This window comes from Mycetocola sp. BIGb0189, from assembly GCF_024810155.1.
Taxonomy (GTDB): Bacteria; Actinomycetota; Actinomycetes; order Actinomycetales; family Microbacteriaceae; genus Mycetocola; species Mycetocola lacteus.
Genome location: NZ_JANUED010000006.1, coordinates 43,910 through 65,521 on the forward strand (window position 1 = coordinate 43,910; position 21,612 = coordinate 65,521).

Annotated in this window: 19 protein-coding genes; 13 read left to right on the forward strand and 6 right to left on the reverse strand. The window is 66.8% G+C overall.

Annotated elements, in window-relative coordinates; all coding sequences use genetic code 11:
- Positions 1–63: 63 nt before the first annotated feature.
- The 4 genes from M2390_RS10455 (at position 64) to M2390_RS10470 (ending at position 4,436) form a co-directional block, all read left to right on the forward strand.
- Complete coding sequence (locus M2390_RS10455; RefSeq protein ID WP_259178557.1) at positions 64–1,212, forward strand: ABC transporter ATP-binding protein; 1,149 nt, start codon at positions 64–66, stop codon at positions 1,210–1,212.
- A gap of 86 nt (positions 1,213–1,298) precedes the next feature.
- Positions 1,299–2,612, forward strand: coding sequence for an ABC transporter substrate-binding protein (locus M2390_RS10460; protein ID WP_259178558.1), 1,314 nt, complete (start codon positions 1,299–1,301; stop codon positions 2,610–2,612).
- A gap of 88 nt (positions 2,613–2,700) precedes the next feature.
- Positions 2,701–3,624 (forward strand): carbohydrate ABC transporter permease, encoded by a 924-nt coding sequence (locus M2390_RS10465; RefSeq protein WP_220700546.1) that lies wholly within the window; start codon positions 2,701–2,703, stop codon positions 3,622–3,624.
- Positions 3,625–3,632: 8 nt separating this feature from the next.
- Positions 3,633–4,436 carry a carbohydrate ABC transporter permease gene (locus M2390_RS10470; protein WP_245991933.1) on the forward strand — a complete coding sequence of 268 codons (804 nt, stop codon included), beginning with the start codon at positions 3,633–3,635 and terminating at the stop codon, positions 4,434–4,436.
- Between the two features lie 86 nt (positions 4,437–4,522).
- On the opposite strand, the gene M2390_RS10475 is transcribed toward M2390_RS10470, so the two are convergent.
- Both M2390_RS10475 and M2390_RS10480 read right to left on the reverse strand, forming a co-directional pair.
- Positions 4,523–5,497 carry a zinc-binding dehydrogenase gene (locus M2390_RS10475; RefSeq protein WP_259178562.1) on the reverse strand — a complete coding sequence of 325 codons (975 nt, stop codon included), beginning with the start codon at positions 5,495–5,497 and terminating at the stop codon, positions 4,523–4,525.
- Complete coding sequence (locus M2390_RS10480) at positions 5,497–6,309, reverse strand: IclR family transcriptional regulator (protein ID WP_121688001.1); 813 nt, start codon at positions 6,307–6,309, stop codon at positions 5,497–5,499. The genes M2390_RS10475 and M2390_RS10480 overlap by 1 nt, the downstream gene beginning before the upstream one ends.
- Positions 6,310–6,653: 344 nt before the next feature.
- Between M2390_RS10480 and M2390_RS10485 the strand changes: the two genes are divergently transcribed.
- The 4 genes from M2390_RS10485 (at position 6,654) to M2390_RS10500 (ending at position 12,148) form a co-directional block, all read left to right on the forward strand.
- Positions 6,654–8,552: a dihydroxy-acid dehydratase gene (locus tag M2390_RS10485; RefSeq protein WP_259178565.1), complete on the forward strand. Its 1,899-nt coding sequence runs from the start codon at positions 6,654–6,656 to the stop codon at positions 8,550–8,552.
- A 30-nt stretch (positions 8,553–8,582) separates the two neighbouring features.
- Positions 8,583–9,515, forward strand: a complete 933-nt coding sequence (locus M2390_RS10490) for an inositol monophosphatase family protein (protein ID WP_259178566.1) — start codon at positions 8,583–8,585, stop codon at positions 9,513–9,515.
- 374 nt (positions 9,516–9,889) lie between these two features.
- Entirely contained in the window at positions 9,890–10,795 is a 906-nt protein-coding gene (locus M2390_RS10495; protein ID WP_121688466.1) for a CoA ester lyase, read from the forward strand.
- A gap of 117 nt (positions 10,796–10,912) precedes the next feature.
- Positions 10,913–12,148, forward strand: coding sequence for a glycerate kinase (locus M2390_RS10500; RefSeq protein ID WP_259178569.1), 1,236 nt, complete (start codon positions 10,913–10,915; stop codon positions 12,146–12,148).
- 50 nt (positions 12,149–12,198) lie between these two features.
- Here M2390_RS10500 and M2390_RS10505 read toward each other — a convergent pair whose 3' ends face one another.
- Positions 12,199–12,555, reverse strand: coding sequence for a hypothetical protein (locus tag M2390_RS10505; RefSeq protein ID WP_259178570.1), 357 nt, complete (start codon positions 12,553–12,555; stop codon positions 12,199–12,201).
- A gap of 71 nt (positions 12,556–12,626) precedes the next feature.
- On the opposite strand from M2390_RS10505, the gene M2390_RS10510 reads away from it, so the two are divergent.
- A complete protein-coding gene (locus M2390_RS10510) occupies positions 12,627–13,259 on the forward strand; it encodes a TetR/AcrR family transcriptional regulator (protein ID WP_259178573.1) in 633 nt (210 codons plus the stop codon).
- Between the two features lie 49 nt (positions 13,260–13,308).
- On the opposite strand, the gene M2390_RS10515 is transcribed toward M2390_RS10510, so the two are convergent.
- Together M2390_RS10515 and M2390_RS10520 are read right to left on the reverse strand one after the other, a co-directional pair.
- Positions 13,309–13,689 carry an RNA-binding S4 domain-containing protein gene (locus M2390_RS10515; RefSeq protein WP_259178575.1) on the reverse strand — a complete coding sequence of 127 codons (381 nt, stop codon included), beginning with the start codon at positions 13,687–13,689 and terminating at the stop codon, positions 13,309–13,311.
- A gap of 86 nt (positions 13,690–13,775) precedes the next feature.
- On the reverse strand, positions 13,776–13,979 hold the full coding sequence (locus M2390_RS10520) for a cold-shock protein (RefSeq protein WP_121647134.1): 204 nt from the start codon (positions 13,977–13,979) through the stop codon (positions 13,776–13,778).
- An 876-nt stretch (positions 13,980–14,855) separates the two neighbouring features.
- On the opposite strand from M2390_RS10520, the gene M2390_RS10525 reads away from it, so the two are divergent.
- The 3 genes from M2390_RS10525 to M2390_RS10535 all read left to right on the forward strand — a co-directional run bounded on the left by M2390_RS10525 (position 14,856) and on the right by M2390_RS10535 (position 16,891).
- Entirely contained in the window at positions 14,856–15,332 is a 477-nt protein-coding gene (locus tag M2390_RS10525) for an FHA domain-containing protein (protein WP_396822998.1), read from the forward strand.
- A gap of 4 nt (positions 15,333–15,336) precedes the next feature.
- Complete coding sequence (locus M2390_RS10530; RefSeq protein ID WP_396822941.1) at positions 15,337–16,047, forward strand: MerR family transcriptional regulator; 711 nt, start codon at positions 15,337–15,339, stop codon at positions 16,045–16,047.
- Between the two features lie 295 nt (positions 16,048–16,342).
- Positions 16,343–16,891 (forward strand): MerR family transcriptional regulator, encoded by a 549-nt coding sequence (locus tag M2390_RS10535; RefSeq protein WP_030143303.1) that lies wholly within the window; start codon positions 16,343–16,345, stop codon positions 16,889–16,891.
- Positions 16,892–17,261: 370 nt separating this feature from the next.
- Here the strand turns inward: M2390_RS10535 and M2390_RS10540 are convergent, their stop codons facing one another.
- Entirely contained in the window at positions 17,262–18,107 is an 846-nt protein-coding gene (locus M2390_RS10540; RefSeq protein ID WP_051701507.1) for a ParA family protein, read from the reverse strand.
- A gap of 85 nt (positions 18,108–18,192) precedes the next feature.
- On the opposite strand from M2390_RS10540, the gene M2390_RS10545 reads away from it, so the two are divergent.
- Positions 18,193–21,600 carry a pyruvate carboxylase gene (locus tag M2390_RS10545; RefSeq protein ID WP_259178581.1) on the forward strand — a complete coding sequence of 1,136 codons (3,408 nt, stop codon included), beginning with the start codon at positions 18,193–18,195 and terminating at the stop codon, positions 21,598–21,600.
- The last annotated feature ends 12 nt before the right edge of the window (positions 21,601–21,612 follow it).

Sequence of the window (21,612 nt, forward strand, 5' to 3'; positions counted from 1 at the left end):
TGTTTTGCGAAGGCGATCCCCCGTTCGCCCCTCCCGAACCAGTCACACCAGATGAGGACACCCGTGCCCGAAGTACTTCTCCGCTCGCTCAGCAAATCGTTCACCGGTACCCGCGGTGACCGCCACACGGTGCTGCACGATGTTGGGTTCACGGTCGCCGACGGTGAGTTCGCCGCGATCCTCGGCCCCAGCGGCTGTGGCAAGTCCACGACCCTGCGCATTGTCGCGGGCCTCGACCGTGCCGACAGCGGTGAGCTGCTGATCGGCGGCCGCGATGTCAGCAACGTCCCCAGCTCCGAGCGCGGCCTGGGCATGGTCTTCCAGAACTACGCCCTGTTCCCGCACCTCAGCGTCGCCGAGAACATCATCTTCGGCCTCAAGGTGCGCCGCGTGGGTAAGGCCGAGCGCAATGAGCGCCTGCTCGAGGCCGCCCGTCAGCTTCAGCTGGAGCCCTACCTGGACCGTCGCCCCGGTCAGCTCTCCGGAGGTCAGCGTCAGCGCGTGGCCCTCGGCCGGGCGCTGGTGGGCGGCTCGCGCCTGATCCTGATGGATGAGCCGCTCTCCAACCTCGACGCCCGCCTGCGTGCCGACATGCGCACCGAGATCCGCGAGCTCCAGCAGCGTCTGGGCCTCACGGTGCTGTATGTGACCCACGATCAGGTCGAGGCGATGACCATGGCCGATAAGGTCATCGTCATGCGCGAGGGCTTCGTGGACCAGATCAGCGCCCCCGAAAACCTCTACGCCCTGCCCGAGAACGCGCATGTGGCCCGCTTTATCGGCGCTCCGCCGATGAGCGTGATCGAGGCGCGTCGGGACGGCGATGCCCTGCTGATCGGTGACCAGCGCATCCCCGCCGCCCACCTGTTTGCCCGCTTCGGACACGACCTGCCCGAGGAGCTGCTGCTGGGCATCCGGCCCGAAGACCTGACACCAGGCCTCGGCTCCCCGTCGCGCGCCGAGAACGTGGCTTCCGACACCGGCGCGCTGAGTCTGCCCGGCGTACTCGAGCGCCAGGAACTGCTCGGTGCCGACCGCCTGGCCACCTACTCGGTGGGGGACCAGAACCTGCGGGTCCGCGTGCGTGCGGCCAGCACCCTGCCCACCATCTCCCAGCTCGGTGCGAGCCTCGACCACGTGCACCTGTTCACCCGCGCCGATCAGATCCGCATCCCCGCGGCAATCCGCCCGGTCCTCGCCCAGGCGTCCTAGTCCGGCCCGCACCCCAAAACTTTTCCTCCCCGCAACACCTTCAATCACAACCCATCCACAAGGTTCCAGAAAGGACCCTATTTCCCATGTCTTCCCCGATCCGCAAGAAGCTTCTTGCCACGGCCGGTGCCGCACTCGCATTCGCCGTTGTGCTGACCGGTTGCTCGGCGCCCGCACAGGCCGACGAAGAGGTAAGCATCGAGTTTTACTACCCCGACCAGGTGGGCACCCTGGGCACCCTGATCGACGGCTACCTCAAGGAATTTGCCGCCGAGCACCCCAAGATCAAGGTCAAGGGCGTCTACTCGGGCGACTACGACCAGACGCTCACCGCGGTCAACACCGCGATCGACGGCGGCAAGGCCCCCGCCCTGGCCATCATGGACCAGACCTTCGTCCTCGACCTGGTGGAGCGCGACGCGATCTCCAGCTGGGATGACTACCTCAAGGACGACGAGAGCAAGAAGTGGCTCGACGGCTTCTACCCGCAGTTCATGAAGAACTCCACCGACAGCGACGGCCACGTGTGGGGTGTGCCCTTCGCACGCTCGACCATCGTCCAGTACTGGAACAAGGACTACTTCACCAAGGCGGGCCTCGACCCCGAGCACGGTCCGGCCACCCGCAGCGAGCTGCTGGATGCCGCCCGCGCGACCCAGGAGAAGGGCGGATCGAAGTACGGTCTGTTCATCCCCACCTCCACCGGTACCGCCTACTGGCTGTACCAGGCACTGGTCCAGCAGGCCGGTGGCGACGGCGCAATCAGCAACGCCGACGGCACCAAGGTCACCCTGGACACCCCGGAGAACGTGAAGGCTCTGGAGTTCTGGGCCTCGCTGGGTGCCGAGGGCATCGCCCCGAGCACCGAGGTCGCCTGGTCCACCTCGACCGATGACTTCCTCGCCGGTCAGACCGCCATGCTGTGGACCACCTCGGGCCGCATGGGCACCATCCAGGACAAGGCCACCTTCGACTGGGGCGTGTCCGCACTGCCCAAGGACGTTGCCGCCGGTGCACCCACCGGTGGTGGCAGCCTGATGCTCTTCAACGAGGGTGTCTCCGACAAGCAGCGCGAGGCAGCCGTCACCCTGGCGAAGTTCCTCACCACCCCCGAGCGCGCGGCCGACGTGTCCGTCAAGTCCGGCTACATCGCGACCTCGGACGCAGCCTGGAACGACCCCGCCATGGTCGCCCACGTGAAGAAGTTCCCGCAGGCCATCGCCGCTCACGACGCCGTTGCCGACGCCATCCCCGAGATGTCGACCCTGGATCGTGACCGCGTGGTCTACCAGACCCTGGCCCCGGCCCTGCAGTCGGTCCTGCTGAACGGTGCCGACGCCAAGGAAGCACTCACCAAGGCTCAGGCAGACATCACCAAGATTCTGGCCGAGCACAAGTAACACCCCACTCGCACCACCCCACACCCCGTTCGGGGCGGGCCCTCCCGGTCCGCCCCGAACACCCTCGAACCAAAGGCTGCCACCCGTCATGACCGACGCCCCCGCAGTCGCGCCTCCGACCGAACGCTCGTCGTGGAATCCCCTCCGCGCCGCCCGCAAACTCCCGGATGCCGGCTTCGCCTATTTCCTGCTCCTCCCCGCCTTCATCTTCCTGGCGCTGTTCACGGTGAAGCCACTGATCGGCTCGATCATCGCCAGCACCCAGCCCCGCCGTGGCGACGGGTTTACCCTCGATAACTACGCCCGCCTGGCCACCGATGACGTCTTCCTGAAGGCCCTGGGCAACAACTTCCTGTTCTCGCTGATCACCGTGCCGGTGTCCCTCGGCCTGGCGATGCTGCTCGCGGTCCTGCTGCACCAGAACGTGCGCGGCCGCGGCTTCCTGCGCGCGGGCGTGTTTGCCCCGGCGATCCTCCCGATGGTTGCCGTCGCGGTGATCTGGATGTACTTCTACCAGCCCAATATCGGAGTGATCAACTCGATCCTCGGTGCCGTGGGCCTGCCCACTCCCGACTGGCTGGGCGATCCCGGCCTGGTGCTGCCCTCGCTCATGGTCATGATGGTCTGGAAGGAGGCGGGATTCTTTATGCTGTTCTATCTCGCCGGACTCCAGGGCATCGACCCCGAGCTCGAGGAGGCCTCGCGGCTGGAGGGCACGGGCAAGTTCCGCCACTTCTGGAAGGTCAGCTTCCCGCTGCTGATGCCCACCACGCTGTTTGCGGCGATCGTGGCGCTCTCGGATTCGATCAAGATGGTCGACTTCGTGTTTGTGATGACCCAGGGTGGCCCGGACAACGCCAGCAACCTGCTGCTGTTCTACATCTATAAGGTGGCCTTCGCCCAGCACTGGCCGCAGTTCGCCGCCGCCATTTCACTCGTGGTTGTGGCCGTGCTGGTGGCACTGGCCCTGATCCAGATCAGACTGATGGATCGCAAGATCCACTATCGCTAGGAGACATAGTGGATCGCATCCTCACCACCTCGGACCGGATCGAACGGGTTCTCGCCTGGGTCGCCGGCCTGCTCTGGATCGCCCCGCTGGCGTACGTGTTTGTACGCTCGGTGATCGTGGAATCCCCCGAGGGGAGCCGTTTCGGCTTCGATAACCTCACAAACGCCTGGTCGGCCGCGCCGTTTGGTCAGTACTACCTCAACACCACGCTGCTGGTGGTGGGCATCACCCTGGCCCAGCTGGTGTTCGGGGCGCTCGCCGCCTACGCGTTTGCGCGGTTCACCTTCCCGTTCAAGAATGCACTCTTCGTGTTTGTTCTGATTCAGCTGATGATCTTCCCCGAAGTGTTCATGTCCGAGAACTATCGGACCGTGGCGGGCTTCGGGCTGCTGGACACGATCACCGGAATCGGCCTGCCGTATGTGGCCAGCGCGTTCTGTATCTTCTTCCTACGCCAGGCGTTTATGACCGTGCCCAATGAGCTGGTTGAGGCCGCACAGGTGGAGGGCAGCTCGCGTCTGGGCATCCTCTGGAAGGTGTTCCTGCCGGCCGCCAAGCCCAGCATCATCGCCTACGCGCTGGTGTCGGTCTCAACCCAGTGGAACAACTTCCTCTGGCCGATGATCGTGGCCACCTCGGATGAGACCCGGCCGATCACCGTGGGACTGGTGCGCTTCCTGGCCCCCGAAACCGGCATGGACTTCCCCAAGATGGCCGCCGGTACCGTGATCGTGATCGGCCCGCTGCTCGCGGCCTTCCTGATCGGTCAGCGCGGATTCATCAACTCGTTCCTGCGCTCGGGTATCAAGTAGCACGCACCACAAAAATCGCCGGGCTGGTTTTCCAGCCCGGCGATTTTGTGTTGCCCGCGGATCGAGGCGGAGAGTTTTGCAGGAACTTAGCCCTGCGGGATCTCCAGCACGATCTTGCCGCGGGCACCGCCCGGGTGGCGCAGCGCGTCCACGGCGGCCACGTAGTCGGTCAGCGCGAAACGGTGGGTGACCAGCCAGCCCGCATCCAGGGTGCCGGCGTTGATCAGCTCCACCACCGAGCGCCAGGACGCCGAGGTCGAGGCGAAGCTGCCCAGCACGGTGAGGTCGGCGTTGATCAGCGCGTCCACATCCAGCGGGAAGCGGACATCCCGGCCCAGATAGCCGAGGAGTGCCAGGGTGCCCCCGCGCCGGGTCGCGGCAATCGCGGCGGCGACGCCCGCGGGGGAGCCCGAGGCCTCGATCACCAGGTCGTAGCCCTTGGCCGCGCGCCGGGTGAGGAAGCGGTCCACCCCGGCGTGCTCGGCGAGGATCGCCTGCTCGGTGCGCAGGCCGCGCAGGTCGACCCGCTCGGGCTCCCAGACGCGGGCGAGGGCGGCGGCGAGCAGACCGATCGTGCCGTCTCCGATCACCAGGATGCGCGCCCCGGGGGCGGGAATCGCGCGCTCCATGGCTCGATAGACCACGCTCGCGGGTTCGGCGATCACCGCGGCAAGCGGATCGATGCCCGGCGCGATCTCGTGCGCCAGGCTCCGCGGCACGGCCACGGCCGATGCGGCCGCCCCGTCCCGGGTGAAGCCCAGCTCGGCGTAGGTCGCACACAGGTTTTCGCGGCCCTCGGCGCAGCGCACGCAGGTGCCGCAGGGGATCAGGCCCTCGGTGACCACGGTGCGTCCGGCGGGATCAAGCCCCACCCACTCGTGCCCGAGGGTCAGCGGATAGCGCACAAAGGCCGGGTCCACCAGGCCGTCGATCAGGTCGAGGTCGGTTCCACACAGCCCCACCAGCTGCGGCCTGAAGATCTCCTCGCCGGGACCCGCGACGGGCTCGGCAACCTCGGCCAGGTGCAGGGTTCCGGGGTGCGGGATACGCAGCGCCCGCACTAGTCGCGTCCCCGCGGACGGCCGGCAATCTGCGCGGTGATCTGCGCGGCAAACCGGCGCAGGATCCCGCCCAGTTCGCTCGCGCGGCGCTCGGGGGAGCCGGTCTTAATGGTGGTGACCGACAGGGCACCAAAGACGCCCCCGTGCAGTCCGAATACGGGTGCGCTCAGGCAGTAAACGCCGATCTCATCCTCCTCATCATCGATGCCGAAGCCGCGCTCGCGGGTCCGGCGTAGGTCTTCCAAAAACCCGGGCACGGTGGTGATGGTGCGGCGGGTGCGTGCAGGGAGCCCGGTTTCCTCGGCGATGCGGATCGCCTCGCTCTCGGGCAGATGGGCAAGAATCGCCTTGCCGGCGGCGGAGGAGTGGGGGAGCTCGCGCACCCCCATCGGTGCATGGAAGCGGATCACACCGGGAGCATCCACCCGGGAGATGAACATCGGATAGCCATCATCGTTGATCGCCGCCCGCGCGGTCATCTGGGTGCGCCGGGTCAGATCGTGCAGCACGGGCTTGACCAGCTCGGTCAGCGGGTGCGTCTCCACCGCCCGGTCACCCAGGCGCACCAGGGTCAGGCCCAGCCGGTAGCGGGGCCCGGGATGCACCTCGCGGATATAGCCCGCGTCCACCAGCGTGCGCGCGATCGCAAAGCCCGCGCTCTTGGACATGCCGGACAGGCGGGCGAGTTCGGTGAGGGTCAGCCCATCGGTTCCGGCTTCGGCAACCACGTCCACCACGCGCAGTGCGCGGGCGACGCTGGCCACCGTGTAGTCGCGGCGTTCGACGCCCTGGCGCGACGCGGGTTCGGACACGGTTTCCTCCTGATGGGTGCTGGGCCGAGGTCACTCTATGCCGCGGCGGTGTGCCGAGGTCCCGCCCGCGCGGGCTGATTCGAAGTGTTCACCCGGGCCCGCCGGGGCGGCGAGGATCGTTTACCGGTGCGTCTTCTGGTGTCCACCTCCCGGCCACTAAACGCTGCTGCGATGGGTGTGCCGGAGCCCGACCGGTGCTGTTCCCGGTCTTCCCATCGGGCGCGTCGACGCCCATCCCGTAGACGACTTGGGCCGCGATGACCGGGTGCCCGTGCCCGTGCCGATTGGGCTTGACCCGGCGCTGGCCCCGATCGGCCTCCTGCCCACCCGAGAGAAGTGACCCGATGTATACACCTCGTAGTGCCGAGTGGTTTGTTGGCGATTCCGAAATCTCGGTCATGCACCGGGTCGCGCTACGCAACTCGGGGGTGACCGAGGACCTGGAGTCGGGTCGTCCGCTGATTGGGATCGCCGACTCCTCCTCGACGCTGAACCCGTGTAACCTCCCGCTGCGTTCCCTGGTGGAGGATGCCGAGCGCGGCATCCGCGAGGCCGGCGGCATTCCCGTGGTGTTCCCGGTGATGAGCCTCGGCGAGGACCTGATGAAGCCCACGGCGATGCTCTATCGCAACCTGCTCTCGATCGAGGTGGAGGAGTACGCGCGCTCGTATCCGCTGGACGGGCTGCTCCTGCTGGCTGGCTGCGATAAGTCGCTGCCCGGTGCCCTGATGGGGGCGGCCAGCGCCAATCTGCCGACCCTCGCGGTGGTGAGCGGTCCGCGTGCCGCCGGGGTCCTTGACGATACGCGGCTGGGAACCGGCACGGCCCTCTGGCGTGCCGACCATGAGCGGCAGAGTGGCACCCGGGGTACGGCGGCCTGGAAGAGTTTTGAACGGGCGCTGGCCTGCGGTCCCGGAACCTGCAACACCATGGGGACCGCCTCGACCCTGGCGATCCTCACCGAGGTGCTCGGCTTCATGCTCCCGGGGACCGCGGGGGCCGCCGCCGGCAGTGTGGCCCGTGCGGATGCCGCCTATCGCAGCGGGATCACGCTGACCGAGACGGTGCTGCGCGCGGATCCCGCGGACACCCCGCAGCGCATCCTCACCGAGTCGGCCTTCCGCAATGCGCTGGTGACGCTGTGTGCGCTGGGTGGCTCACCCAACGCGGTGATCCATCTGATTGCGCTCGCCGGGCGGATGGGAATCACCCTGGATGCGGATACCCTGGATCGCATTTCCCGGGAGGTCCCGGTCATCGCGGACATCGAACCCGCCGGGGCCGGGCTGCTCGCCGACTTCGACCGCGCGGGTGGTACCCCCTCCCTGCTGCACACGCTGGATACCCTGATCGATGCGGACCTGCGCGCCGCCGACGGACGCCCCTGGCGCACGCACCTGCGCGCCGCCGAGACGGTGTCGGGGCAGAGCCCGGTTGCGCCCGCCAATGGTACCGAGGCGCAGCGAGTATCCGGCCCGGTTGCGCCCGCCAATGGTACCGAGGCGCATCCAGCTCCCAGCCTTGATGCGCCCGCCGATGATACCGAGCACGAGCCATCTGCCCGACCGGGGCATCTCGCGGGAACCGCGCGGCCTATCCGCCCGCTCACGGACCCCGTGGCCCCCGAGGCATTCGCCGTCCTGCGGGGCAATCTCGCCCCGCGCGGTAGCCTGATCCGCCTGGCCACCGCCCCCGACCTGCGCCGCGTACACACCGGACCGGCCCTCGTCTGGCACAGCTACGCGCAGATGCGCCGCGAAGTTCATGATCCCAACCTGGCGGTCACCCCGGACACCGTGCTGGTGCTCACCGGCGCGGGACCGGTGGGAGCCCCGGGGATGCCCGAGTGGGGTGTGATCCCCATTCCCCGGGTACTCGCCGCCCAGGGGGTGACCGACATGCTGCGGATCAGCGACGGTCGAATGTCCGGAACCGCGTTTGGGTCCTGCATCGTGCATGTGAGTCCCGAGGCGGCGATTGGCGGTCCCATCGGGCTCGTGCAAACCGGTGACCTGATCTCCCTGGATCTGGACGCACGCAGCCTGAACGTCGACATTGACGCGGCCGAGCTTGAGGCCCGTCTGGCGGCTCGGGTTCAGCCCGAACCCGCGGATCTGCGTGGATGGCCGCTGCTCTACCGCCGTCACGTGGGGCAGGCCGACACCGGTTGCGATTTTGATTTCCTCACCGCCCACACACCCGAACAGCGCCGGGTGGTGCAGCCCGTCGTGGGGCTGTCCTAGCCTCCGCCTCCCCAGAAAGCGAGCGCGTCCATGACCGCCACTTCCGCCACTTTCCCCACCGGCACCGCCGACTCTGCCGGCCCGACAGACGCCGCCCTTTCCGCCGATTCACCGGTTCCCGCAGACCTCACCGAGCTGCGCGCGCTCGCCGAATTCGCCGCGCTGCGGGTGCGTGAGCACATCCTCGAGCGTCGCCGCACGGGTATCGGTGCCGTGGACACCAAGTCCTCGGCCATCGACGTGGTGACCGAGGTGGATCGCGAGGCCGAACACCTGCTGCGGGAGATCCTGCTGACTGCCCGTCCCGAGGACGGTTTCCTGGGCGAGGAGGGCACCGCGCGGATCGCCGGCACCAGCGGGATCGTCTGGGTGGTTGACCCCATCGATGGCACCACCAACTTTGTCACCGGGGCCGGCCCCTTTGCCGTCTCGGTGGCGGCGGTCAGTGCCCCGGGCGACCCGGCGAGCTGGACCGCCTATGCCGGGGCGATCGCCCTGTGCCTGGGCGATGCCGCGACCACGCTGTTCTCCGCCCACGCGGGCGGCGGCGCCACCGCGGATGGCCGGACCGTCAGGGCGCTGGACGGTGCCGACCTGAGCGCGGCGATCATCGCGACCGGTTTGGCCTATGACCCGACCATTCGTCGTCGCCAGGCCGCGTCCCTGGAGGCGCTGACCCCGCTGGTCCGGGATCTCCGAATCGGAGGATCGGCCGCCGCCGACCTGTGTGCGGTTGCCGCGGGACACGTGGCCGCCTACGTCGAGCGTGGGCTCGCGCCCTGGGACTGGGCCGCCGGCGCGCTGATCGTGAGCGAAGCGGGCGGGCTGGTGGAGGGCTCAGCGGTCGAAGTCTCAGCGCTGGAGGCTTCGGCGGCGGAGGGCCCAGCGAATGGCCGTGCCGATGCCGGGCTACTGATCGCCGGAAGTGCGGGAATCGTCGCCGCACTGCGCCCGTACGTCTAGGTCGCGCACGAGCGCCCTGCCACACCGGGGACACGGGTTTCTGTCTGTCCCACCAGACGAGGGCAATACTCGGCAAACCGACGGGTTGGGGATCCCCGGCGTCGAGGCTCCGGGGGAGAACCCCGAAAAGTCGCGGATTCTGGGTGCATGCGTATCCGCTCCGACAACAAAAGTTTCGGCCCCGTGTCTGTTGGTGGGCACGATAAACCGCGTGGTCATCCCGGAGTTTTGTGCCCCTCGGCGTGTACGCGGCGGTGCCGGGATACGATGGACGCTGGCACGCCCCGTGGTGCCACTCGCGACGTCGCGACCCGTGAATGGACGAGAGTACCCGGGCATGTGTGCCTCCGGTGAACACATTCCACGGCTGGGGAATGGGAAAGAGTACAAAATTGAGTGAACCGCTGCCCACGAATACCATCGATCTTCCCTCGACTCGGCGTCGTACCGTGGTGCCCGCGGACCTCGCGCGCTCCTGGCTGCTGGTCAACGCGACCCAGCCCGATCTGATCGAGCAGGGCGTCCGCTCCTCGGCCGACGCGGTCATCCTGGACATCGAGGACGCCGTGGACCCGAGCCGCAAGCCGCAGGCGCGTGAGGACGTCGCCCGCTGGCTGCACACCGAGGGCAACAGTGCCTGGGTGCGCATCAACGATTACACCACCGAGTTCTGGCGCGACGACCTGGAGGCCCTGCGTCACGCACCGGGTCTGCTGGGTGTGATGCTCGCCAAGACCGAGGATCCCGAGCAGGTCACCGCGACCCATCAGATCCTGGGAGGACAGCGTCCCGTGGTTGCCCTGGTGGAGTCGGCCCTGGGCATCGAGGACGCCGGCCGGATCGCCCGCGCGCCCGGTGCCTTCCGCCTGGCTTTTGGCTCCGGTGACTTCCGCCGCGATACCGGTATGAGCGCCGACCGTGAGGCGATGGCCTACCCGCGTGCCCGCCTGGTTGTTGCCAGCCGCGCGGCCGGTCTGCCCGGCCCGATCGATGGTCCTACCGTGGGCGAGAGCCACCCGATTCTGCGCGAGCAGTCGGGCATCACCGTGATGATGGGGATGACCGGCAAGCTCTGCCTGAGCGCGGATCAGACCCCGGTGGTCAACGAGGTCATCAGCCCCACCCGCACCGATGTGAGCTGGGCCAACACCTTCCTGCTGGACTTCACCGCCCGCGGTGAGATCGTTCGCGATGGTTCGGATCTCCCGCGCCTCGGCCGCGCCCGCAAGATCATGGCGCTGGCTGCCGCGTTCAACGTGCGCCCCTTCGACGCCGACTAGACCGCTTCGACGATGCCCGGTTCCGCCTCCGCGGGACCGGGCATTCGTGTCTGTGCCGTGGGTCCGGAGCGCCCGCTAGGCTGGTGCCACCCCAGGCTGGCCAACGAAGGCGGACCCATGCGCATCGTCATTGCGACCGATAAGTTCAAACACTCCCTCGACGCTCGCGCCGTGGGCACCCATCTGGCGCGCGGCCTGCGCGCGGCCGCCCACGCGGCGGGAGCTTCGGAACCGATCATTGACACGGTGCCGCTGGCCGACGGTGGGGAGGGCACGCTGCGCGCCGCGCTGGACGCGGGGGCGGAGGAGATTCCGGTGCGGGTGACCGGGCCAAACGGTGCCACGGTAGTGGCATCCTTCGCGCTGTTCCCACCCGCCGACACCTCGCCCATGCCCCCATCCCGCAGCGAATCCGGACGCACACACAGCCCCGCGGACCCACCCGCATCATCCCGCACCGCGCTGGTGGAGTTAGCCGCCGCCTCGGGCCTGGAACTGGTGCCGCCGGATCGCCGTGATCCCGGTGGAGCCACCACCCTGGGGGCCGGCGAATTGATCCGCGCGGCCCTGGACCACGGGGCCACCCGCATCATCCTTGCCGTGGGTGGCAGCGCCAGCACCGATGGCGGGGCGGGGCTTCTGATGGCCCTCGGTGCCCGCCTGCAAGATCACGCCGGAGCACGGATCCCGCTCGGCGGCCTGGGGCTGGAAGCTCTCGCCGCGGTGGATCTCTCGACCCTTGATCCACGTGTGCGCGCGTGCAAATTTATCCTCGCCTCCGACGTGGATAATCCGCTGTGTGGGCCCCGCGGGGCGGCCCGGGTATTCGGAGCTCAGAAGGGTGCCGACGAGGCCCTGTGTGCACGCCTTGATGCGGCCCTGGCCGGGCTGGTGGAGGTGCTGGCCACGGCTTCGGGCCCCGGTGCTCCGGCGGTCCGCACGGCCGCGCGGACCCCGGGTGCCGGAGCCGCGGGTGGGGTGGGGTTTGCGGCGCTGGGGATGCTGAACGCCACCCGCCGGCCCGGTATCGATGTGGTGCGTGAACTCACCGGTGTGGATCGGCTCATTCGGGACGCCGACCTGGTCATCACCGGCGAGGGGAGCCTGGACCTGCAGAGCCTTGGCGGCAAGGTTCCGGTGGGCGTGGCCGAGGCCGCGCATCGCGCGGGTGTGCCGGTTATGGTCGTGTGCGGGCGCTCGGAACTCACCCCGGCGCACATACGGGACGCTCACCTGGGTCGCGTGTTCGCCCTCACCGCGATCGAGCCCGATCCCGCGCGCAGCATGGCCGAGGCGGGCCCACTGCTGGAGCGTCTCGCCGCGGATATCTGGGACGCGATCCCCACGCGCTAAACAGAAAACCCCGCCGGGCTCGAGGCCCGGCGGGGAAAAGGGGAGGGGAATTAGCGAACCACGACCGCCACGATGATGTTGACCACGGTCAGCCCGGCGACGGTGGGGATCACCCAGCCCGCCAGGGGCTCCTTCTTCTTGTTGATCAGGGCGATGACCAGAATCGCCACCAGGATCAGCAGCTTGATACCGACCTTCATGTGATCAACCGCCACGGCGGAGTTCATTTCCGCCAGGGCCACCAGACCGAGACCGCTGACCAGCTGCAACCACGAGCCGTGCAGGATGCCGGGAACCAGGCGTGCGGTGCCGGTCTTAATGGCCTTGATCTGGGTCATTGCACCGCCCAGAATGGCGGCCAGACCCACAAAGTGAAGGATGAGCAGAACGTTTCTCAGGATCTCCATGCTTAAAACCCTATCCGACAGATTGTCGGAATCATTACACCTTTTGGAGGATGGTGAGCGATACTTGAGTCATGCCACGTATCACCGCGCCCACCGTAGCCGAGCACCGCTCGCGTCGTCGGGATGAGCTGATCCAGGCCGCCACCGAGGAGCTCCTGGAGTCCGGTGTCGACGCCGTCACGCTTGCCCGGGTGGGAAAGCGCATCGGGCTGGCGCGCTCCAGCGTGTACGAGTACTTCAACTCCGCCACCGATCTGCTGGCCGAAATCGCCCTGGGATCCTTTGCCGAGTGGACCGGGGAGATCGAGCGGGCGCTGGCCGGTTCGGCCACCGCCTCCGAGCGTCTGGACGGCTATATCTTCACCTCCCTGCGCCTGGTCGCCGAGGGCAAGCACGATGTGGCCGACGCGCTGGGTGGCACCCGACTGCCGGACTATCACCGTCGCGAGGTCATCGAACTGCATGTGGCACTGATGTCGCCGCTGCGCGACGCGGTCGACCAGATGGGTGTAGAAAACCCCAGCCTGATGGTGGAACTGATTCAGGGTCTGGTTGAGGCCGGCTCGCGCCGTATCGCGCGCGGGGACGACTACGTGCGTGTGGCCCGTGCAACCATCTCGCTGGTGCACTCGGGGCTGACTCCCGCTTCCGGAATCGACGCTACCGAGTCCGCCGTTTCCGGCACCCTCGCCGCCACCCACTAATCCGCGCTGCTGCGTTCGACGCCGCGCGCCGGTCGCGTGTGAATTCGCGCTAGTCGCGTTCGAAGCCGCGCAGCTCATCGAGTGCGCGGCGCTCCCGCTTGGTGGGCCGACCGGCTCCGCGATCACGCAGGATGGGCGCGGCGGTCTCAAGCTTTGAGGGACGCGGCGGCGTGTTGTCCTTGGCCGCCAGCGCGGCGGCGGGGGCACCAACCCGTTTGGTGATGAGTGCGGTGACCTCGAGGATCGAATCGAACCCGGCGATGCGTACCCGCACCTCGTCACCCAGCTTGACCTGGGTGGATGCCTTTACCGTGTCGCCGTTCACGCGTACGTGACCGGCGCGGCACGCGGTGGTGGCCTGGGAGCGAGTCTTATAGCGGCGCACGGCCCAGAGCCAGCTGTCCAGGCGTACCGAGCCTTCCGTGTTCATATCCTCAGCCTATCGCCCCGGGGCGGCTGGCCAACGACGAAACCCCCGCCGTCCACAGGGACGACGGGGGTTTCGGGGTTGCGGTATTAGACGCCGCGGATGTTCTCAGCCTGCAGGCCCTTCGGGCCAGCAACGGTCTCGAACTCAACACGCTGGTTCTCGTCGAGCGAGCGGAAGCCGCTCGATGCGATTGCCGAGTAGTGCGCGAAAACATCAGCCGAACCGTCGTCCGGGGTGATGAAGCCGAAGCCCTTTTCAGCGTTGAACCACTTCACGGTTCCAGTTGCCATGATTATCTCTTTTCTTTAGGTGACCCGGTACGAGTTTCGAACCGGTTCGTCGCGGTGTTCTGTGCTAGCTCCTGAAGAAAAGCGATCATGTCTTGCGAAGAAGACCTGACTGCCCCAAAACCTGTGCAATACAACAACGGTGCGACAACGTTCACCGAGGATCCTGACAGGTTTTGGCCGAAACCAAAACCCCGAGGAGCTCGTGTGAACGAGTATGAACGCGCAACCGAGGTCCGGTCAACGCGAAGATCTGAGGATTCCCGGACGGAGACGACAGGGCGCGAGAGCGCGACGGTCGTGTCGACGGGAGATGCCGGGCTGGCCGACATCGGGGTGGGGGACATGGAATGAATCGACATGTCTGATGCACGCCGCGGCATACCCGGTGCTGAATACAGCGCCATGGCACCCGCGATGCGGGTCGGCCGGCTCGGCCAACACCCCAGGGCCGCCGTGGCCCGGGTCTGCGTGGTAATGCGTGACATCTAATTTCCGAGGAACCCCCGTGTGCTTTCTGGGGGTGCCCTGTGTTGGTGCGGAGTGTGTCAGCGGGGGACTTCCTCCTCGATGCACATCGAGGCGAACCGCTCAGACACACTGAGCTTGCTTCGTTCACAGTAGCGCAGAATCAAAAGAAACACACCGCTTTTGTGCGAAAGTGGCGGGTTGCGCCGCGAATTACCGAGAATCTGTCCCACGGGTTGGGGGTACCCCGGGGTTATTTTCATATTTTTTGTTCGGGTTACCGATCCAAAATGACTTCTATAAAGAGGTCCGTGCGTTGCACTCCCCACGGCACGTTCAATCCGATAGGCTGGAAAAAGGAGGTACACGGTGTCAATCCATGAAGATAAGAACCCGCACACGCAGTCGTTTGTGCGTCGTCCCGCAACAGGTGACGCGGGAGAACCCGCTGTCGATGCTACGGCTGCTTACAGCCAGGATCTCGGCACCACGGTTGCGCCCATCGATCGAGAGATTTCCGAGGCCGAGCAGTCGGCCATTAACGCGCTGCCCCCGGGCTCGGCGCTGCTGATCGTGCGTCGCGGCCCCAATACGGGTGCTCGCTTCCTGCTCGATTCGGATCTTTCCACTGTCGGGCGTCACCCCAACGCCAGCATTTTCCTTGATGATGTGACCGTGTCGCGTCGTCATGCGGAATTTGTGCGCACCCCGAACGGTTTCGAGCTGCGCGACCTCAACTCCCTCAACGGCACCTACCACGCCGGTGAGCGGATCGAGAGTGTGGAACTCTATGACGGTGCCGAGGTGCAGGTGGGCAAGTTCCGCCTGACCTTCTACCCGTCGCGCCACGACCTGCGTGTCGACCAGCACGTACCGGGTGACGCCTAACAACGTGTCGGCACAACCCGCTCGTTCACAGACCGGTCACGCGTCCCAGGATCTGGGACGCGTGACCGGTCTGCTCAGTATCGGGCAGGTACTCGCTCGTCTTTCGGGCGATTTTCCCGACCTAAGCAACTCCAAGCTGCGCTTCCTGGAGGAACAGGGCCTGGTCTCACCGCAGCGCACCCGTTCGGGTTATCGGAAGTTCTCGGGCGAGGACGTCGAGCGGCTGCGCCTGATTCTCTCGTTGCAGCGGGATCACTACCTTCCGCTGAAGGTGATCCGGGGTTATCTGTCGGATATGGATAACGGGATCACTCCGGTCCTCCCGGGCGGATCTACCTCGATGCTGCAGGGTGCGCGCCGCCTCACTCGTGAGACGCTGCTGTCCGCAACGGGGGCGCCTGCCTCGCTGCTGACCGAGGCGGTGAGTGCCGGTCTGATTCCCGCGGGGGAGAGCTACGCCGAGGATGCGGCAACGATGCTATCCACCCTGGTTTCGCTGTCCCAGCGGGGTATTGAGCCGCGCCATCTGCGCGGCTTCCATGCCCAGATCGAGCGCGAGGTGGGCCTGATCGAGCGGTCGGTCTCCTCGCTGGCGGCGCGTCCCGATGCGGCCAGTCGTGCCCGTGCGGCCGAGCATGCCGCCGAGATCGGCGAGGGATTTGATCGGGTTCGCGCGGTGCTGCTGCGTGCCGCCCTGGATCGCCCGCGCCCCTAACCGGCGATCGGTGTGACTATCGCCCGGTCGGTTCTGCCGGGCGGATGCTGTCGAGTGGTTCCTGCCGGGCGGTTACCGGGACCACATCCTGGCCTCACACGTCCCGCGGGGTTAGACTGAGTGTCCCCGTCCACGACACGCCGTTCGGCGGGCTCTCTAGATCACGGAACGATTACGGATCCGCCGATTTGGCTCGACACGCCGCACCTTTTTGGGGGGCCTAAGCCGAGAAGTCCGCGGCTGCCGGTAGCGTGGGATATATCACCCGCCGAAGACTGCAGAAGGGAGCGGGCACATGAACGAACCGGGTTCGGGCACAGGCCCGCGCTACGACCTTGATCCGCTGTTTACGGATGGACTGCCGGAGCTGGACGCCGACGCGGGTTACCGCGGTAACGTCGCCGCTCGCGCCGCGGGGATCACCTATCGTCAGCTGGACTATTGGGCCCGTACCGGCCTGGTAGAGCCCACCATTCGTGGTGCTGCCGGCTCCGGGACGCAGCGTCTCTACGGGTTCCGCGACATCCTGGTGCTCAAGCTGGTGAAGCGTCTGCTGGACACCGGTATCTCGCTCCAGCAGATCCGCACGGCCGTTGAGCAGCTGCGTGAGGCCGGGGTCCACGATCTCGCCCAGACCACGCTGATGAGCGACGGAGCCTCGGTTTATCTCTGCACCTCCAACGATGAGGTCATCGACCTCGTGAGCCGCGGCCAGGGCGTGTTTGGCATCGCCGTGGGCAAGGTTCTGCGCGAGGTGGAATCCACGCTGGTGGAATTCGATCGCCAGCAGCACGAACCCTCGGATGAGCTCGCGGCCCGCCGCCGCGGACGCTCCGTTTCCTAGGAGTCCGCGTTTTCTTCGAGCCAGGGATTCCCCCTGGCTCGTTTGTTTTTCCCCGCCGCGGGTGCTTTTCCCCTGCCGCGGGTGCTTTTTCCGTGTGCTGAGAGTCTGCTGACGAGTTTCTGAACTTTTCCCGACGCGCTCAATTCTTCGGCGTGTCGCGGAGTCTGATTGCGCTGCACGTTTGCGCGAATTGCACCCCGAAGAGGGGCAATTTTGGTGATTCCTGCGCCGCGAGTGTGACCCAACTTGCGCCGCGGGTCCCCGTGATCCGTCACAAACTCCGGCAAATTCAGGCGGGAGTGGTGTGGCCACAACACGGAGAGCGGGCCCGGACCCGAAGGTCCGAGCCCGCTCTGACGGGTGTGTCCGGCTAGTCCGCCTGGATGGCGGCGGCGCGGCTGTTGGAGGGCTGGTCGGGCTCGGCGTACTCGCCCACCCGACCGGTGCGCAGCACGCGCTCCAGCAGCTGGTCGAAGTGCTTGGCCATTTCCTGAGCCGAGTCGCCGGGCCAGATGTGGAGCGGCTTGGCTGCGCCCTGAGCCTGCTGCAGCGAGGTACGCTCGGGCAGCTGGGGGCTCAGCACCAGGGGACCAAACATGTCCCGCAGCTCCTTGATGCGGAACTGGTGCTCCATCGACTGTGATCGAACGCGGTTGACGATGATGCCCAGCGGCTGGAGGCGCGGGCTGAGACCACGGCGAATCTCCTCGATCGCCCGCAGCGCACGGTCGGCGGCGGCAACGGAGAAGAGCCCGGGCTCGGTCACGACACACACGCGGTCACTGGCCGCCCAGGCCGTACGGGTCAGGGCGTTGAGCGACGGGGCGCAGTCGATGATCACGAGGTCGTAATCATCTTCGACGTAGGCCAGCGCCTCCTCGAGCTTCCAGATATCCCGGATCGAGGGGTGCGGACCGTCGAAGTTGATGGCCGACGGGCTGCCGATCATCACGTCAAGGGTTCCTGGGTGGGTTTTTGTCCAACCTGAGGGCGCGATCGCCTGACGGACGGTCTTCTCTTTGGGGGACGCCAAAACATCCGCTACATTGAGTCGACCGGCCACCGCGATGTCCATCCCCGTTGAGACGTCGGACTGGGGGTCGAGATCAACCACCAGGGTCCTAACGCCCTTAGCGAAGGCGGCGGAAGCGAGGCCGAGACTAACCGTAGTTTTCCCGACGCCGCCCTTGAGGCTAGAAACGCTAAGTACATGCACAAAACTAGATATTACCTTCACTAAGCTGTCTACACCTAAAACTCGCCTGAAAGATCAGGTAGGCCCCGCTGCCAGAAAGGGTTACATGTTCCAGAAAATTCTCGTGGCAAACCGCGGAGAGATCGCGATTCGCGCCTTCCGCGCCGCATATGAGCTGGGTGCCAAGACCGTTGCCGTCTTCCCGTATGAGGACCGCAACTCGATGCACCGTTTGAAGGCCGATGAGGCGTACCAGATTGGTGAGAAGGGTCACCCGGTACGCGCCTACCTGAACGTGTCGGAAATTATTCGGGTCGCCCTGGAGAGTGGCGCCGATGCGATTTACCCGGGTTACGGATTCCTGTCCGAGAACCCCGAGCTGGCCGCGCAGGCAGCCGCCCACGGCATCAAGTTCATCGGTCCGGCCAACAACGTGCTGGAGATGGCCGGAAACAAGGTCACCGCCAAGGAGCACGCGATTGCCGCGGGCGTTCCGGTTCTGGTCTCGACCCCCGCCTCGCGGGACATCGAGGAACTCCTCGCCGGTGCCGAGGGTGTGGGCTTCCCGCTGTTCGCCAAGGCGGTCGCCGGTGGTGGTGGACGCGGTATGCGCCGCGTCGAGACCCTCGCCGAGCTGCGTCCGGCGCTGGAGGAGGCCATGCACGAGGCCGACAGCGCGTTTGGTGACCCCACCATGTTCCTGGAGCAGGCGGTGCTGCGTCCGCGTCACATCGAGGTGCAGATCCTCGCCGATGAGCAGGGCAACGTGATGCACCTGTTCGAGCGCGACTGCTCGGTGCAGCGACGCAACCAGAAGGTTGTTGAGATCGCCCCGGCCCCCAACATCTCCGATGAGCTGCGCCAGGCCCTCTACCGCGACGCCGTGGCCTTCGCCAAGTCGATCAACTACGCCAACGCCGGCACCGTGGAGTTCCTGGTGGACACCGCCGGGGCGCGCGCGGGCCAGCACGTGTTCATCGAAATGAACCCGCGAATTCAGGTGGAGCACACGGTCACCGAGGAAATCACCGATGTGGACCTCGTTCAGTCGCAGATGCGGATCGCCTCGGGGGAGACCCTGAGTGACCTCGGTCTCGACCAGGACACCCTGGTGATTCGTGGTGCCGCGCTGCAGTGCCGCATCACCACCGAGGACCCGACCCAGGGCTTCCGTCCCGACACCGGCAAGATCACCACCTACCGCTCCCCGGGCGGTGGCGGTATCCGCCTGGATGGTGGAACCATCAACCCCGGTGCCCAGATCAGCCCCCACTTCGACTCGATGCTGGCCAAGCTCACCTGCCGTGGCCGCGACTTTGGCGCCGCGGTGATCCGCGCCCGTCGCGCCCTGGCCGAGTTCCGAATTCGCGGTGTCTCCACCAACATTCCGTTCCTGCAGGCCGTGCTGGATGACCCGTCGTTCGAGGTGGGTGACCTGAGCACCTCGTTCATCGACGAGCGTCCCCAGCTGCTGGCTGGTCGCGTGTCGAAGGACCGCGGAACCAAGATCCTCAACTGGCTGGCCGATGTCACGGTCAACCAGCCCTACGGCGCGCGTCCGAACACCATCGACCCGGCCGAGAAGCTGCCGGCACTGGATCTGACCATCCCCGCCCCGGCCGGTTCGCGTCAGCGCCTGCTCGAGGTGGGCCCGGCGGCCTTCTCCGCCGAGCTGCGCGCCCAGACCGCACTGGGTGTGACCGACACGACCTTCCGTGATGCTCACCAGTCGCTGCTGGCGACCCGTGTGCGTACCCGCGACCTGGTCGCCGTGGCCCCGTATGTGGCCCGGATGACCCCGCAGCTGGTCTCGGTTGAGGCCTGGGGTGGTGCGACCTACGACGTCGCGCTGCGCTTCCTCGGCGAGGACCCCTGGGAGCGTCTGGTCAAGCTGCGTGAGGCTCTGCCGAACGTCGCTATCCAGATGCTGCTGCGCGGCCGGAACACCGTGGGCTACACCCCGTACCCCACCTCGGTCACCGATGCCTTCGTGCGTGAGGCAGCCGAGAGCGGTGTGGATATCTTCCGCATCTTCGACGCCCTGAACGATGTTGAGCAGATGCGTCCGGCCATCGACGCGGTCCTGGCCACCAAGACCGCCGTCGCCCAGGTTGCCCTGTGCTACACCGGAGACCTGCTGGACCCCAACGAGGACCTCTACACCCTCGACTACTACCTCAACCTGGCCCAGCAGATCGTGGATGCCGGTGCCCACCAGCTCGCGATCAAGGACATGGCGGGCCTGCTGCGTCCGGCCGCCGCGACCAAGCTCGTCAGCGCCCTGCGTGAGCGCTTTGACGTCCCGGTGGTTGTCCACACCCACGACACCGCCGGCGGCCAGCTGGCGACCCTGCTGGCGGCCTCACAGGCTGGCGCGGACGCCGTGGACGTGGCCAGCGCCCCGATGTCGGGCACCACCAGCCAGCCCTCGATCTCGGCCCTGGTGGCCGCCCTCGCTCACACCGAGCGCGACGCGGGCATCTCGCTGGCCGCGGTGAGCGACCTCGAGCCCTACTGGGAGGCCGTGCGTCACGTTTACAAGCCCTTCGAGTCCGGCCTGCCGGGCCCGACCGGTCGCGTGTACCGGCACGAGATTCCGGGTGGCCAGCTCTCCAACCTGCGCCAGCAGGCCATCGCGCTGGGCCTGGCCGATGACTTCGAGCTGATCGAGGACCTCTACGCCGAGGCCAACCGCATCCTGGGCCGCGTGCCTAAGGTGACCCCGTCCTCCAAGGTGGTGGGCGACCTCGCCCTGCACCTGGCGGCGGTCAAGGCGGACCCGGCGGACTTTGAGGCGAACCCCGAGAAGTACGACATCCCGGACTCCGTGGTGGGCTTCATGGCCGGCGAACTGGGCGATCTGCCCGGTGGTTGGCCCGAGCCCTTCCGCACCAAGGTGCTGGCCGGACGCAACGTGGACATCTCGATCGCCGAGGTTTCCGCGGCCGATGCCGCGCTGCTGGATGGAACCTCCGAGGAGCGTCGTTCGACCCTGAACCGCCTGCTCTTCCCGGCTCCCACCGCGAGCTACGAGCGCAGCCGTGAGCAGTACGGTGATCTGTCGATCCTCGCCACCCTGGACTACCTGTACGGCCTGGAGCCGGGCGGGGAGCACGTGGTGGAGTTCTCCAAGGGTGTGCGTCTGTACGCGGGCCTGGAGGCTATCGGTGCACCCGACAGCAAGGGCGTGCGCACGGTCATGACGATCCTCAACGGACAGCTGCGTCCGGTGTTCGTTCGGGACCGTTCGATCACCGTGGAAACCGTGGTTGCCGAGAAGGCCGACGCGGGCAATCCCGCCCACGTTTCGGCGCCGTTCTCTGGAGTTGTTACTCTTAAGGGTCAGATTGGTGATGTTGTGGAGGCCGGAACCCCGGTCGCCTCGATTGAAGCAATGAAGATGGAGGCCGCAATTACGGCCTCGATCGCTGGCAAAATTGAGCGGCTCGCAATCTCCGGCACCCAGCAGGTAGAGGCCGGCGATCTGATCGCAGTGATCAGCGCGAGCGCTTAGGCACGAACTATT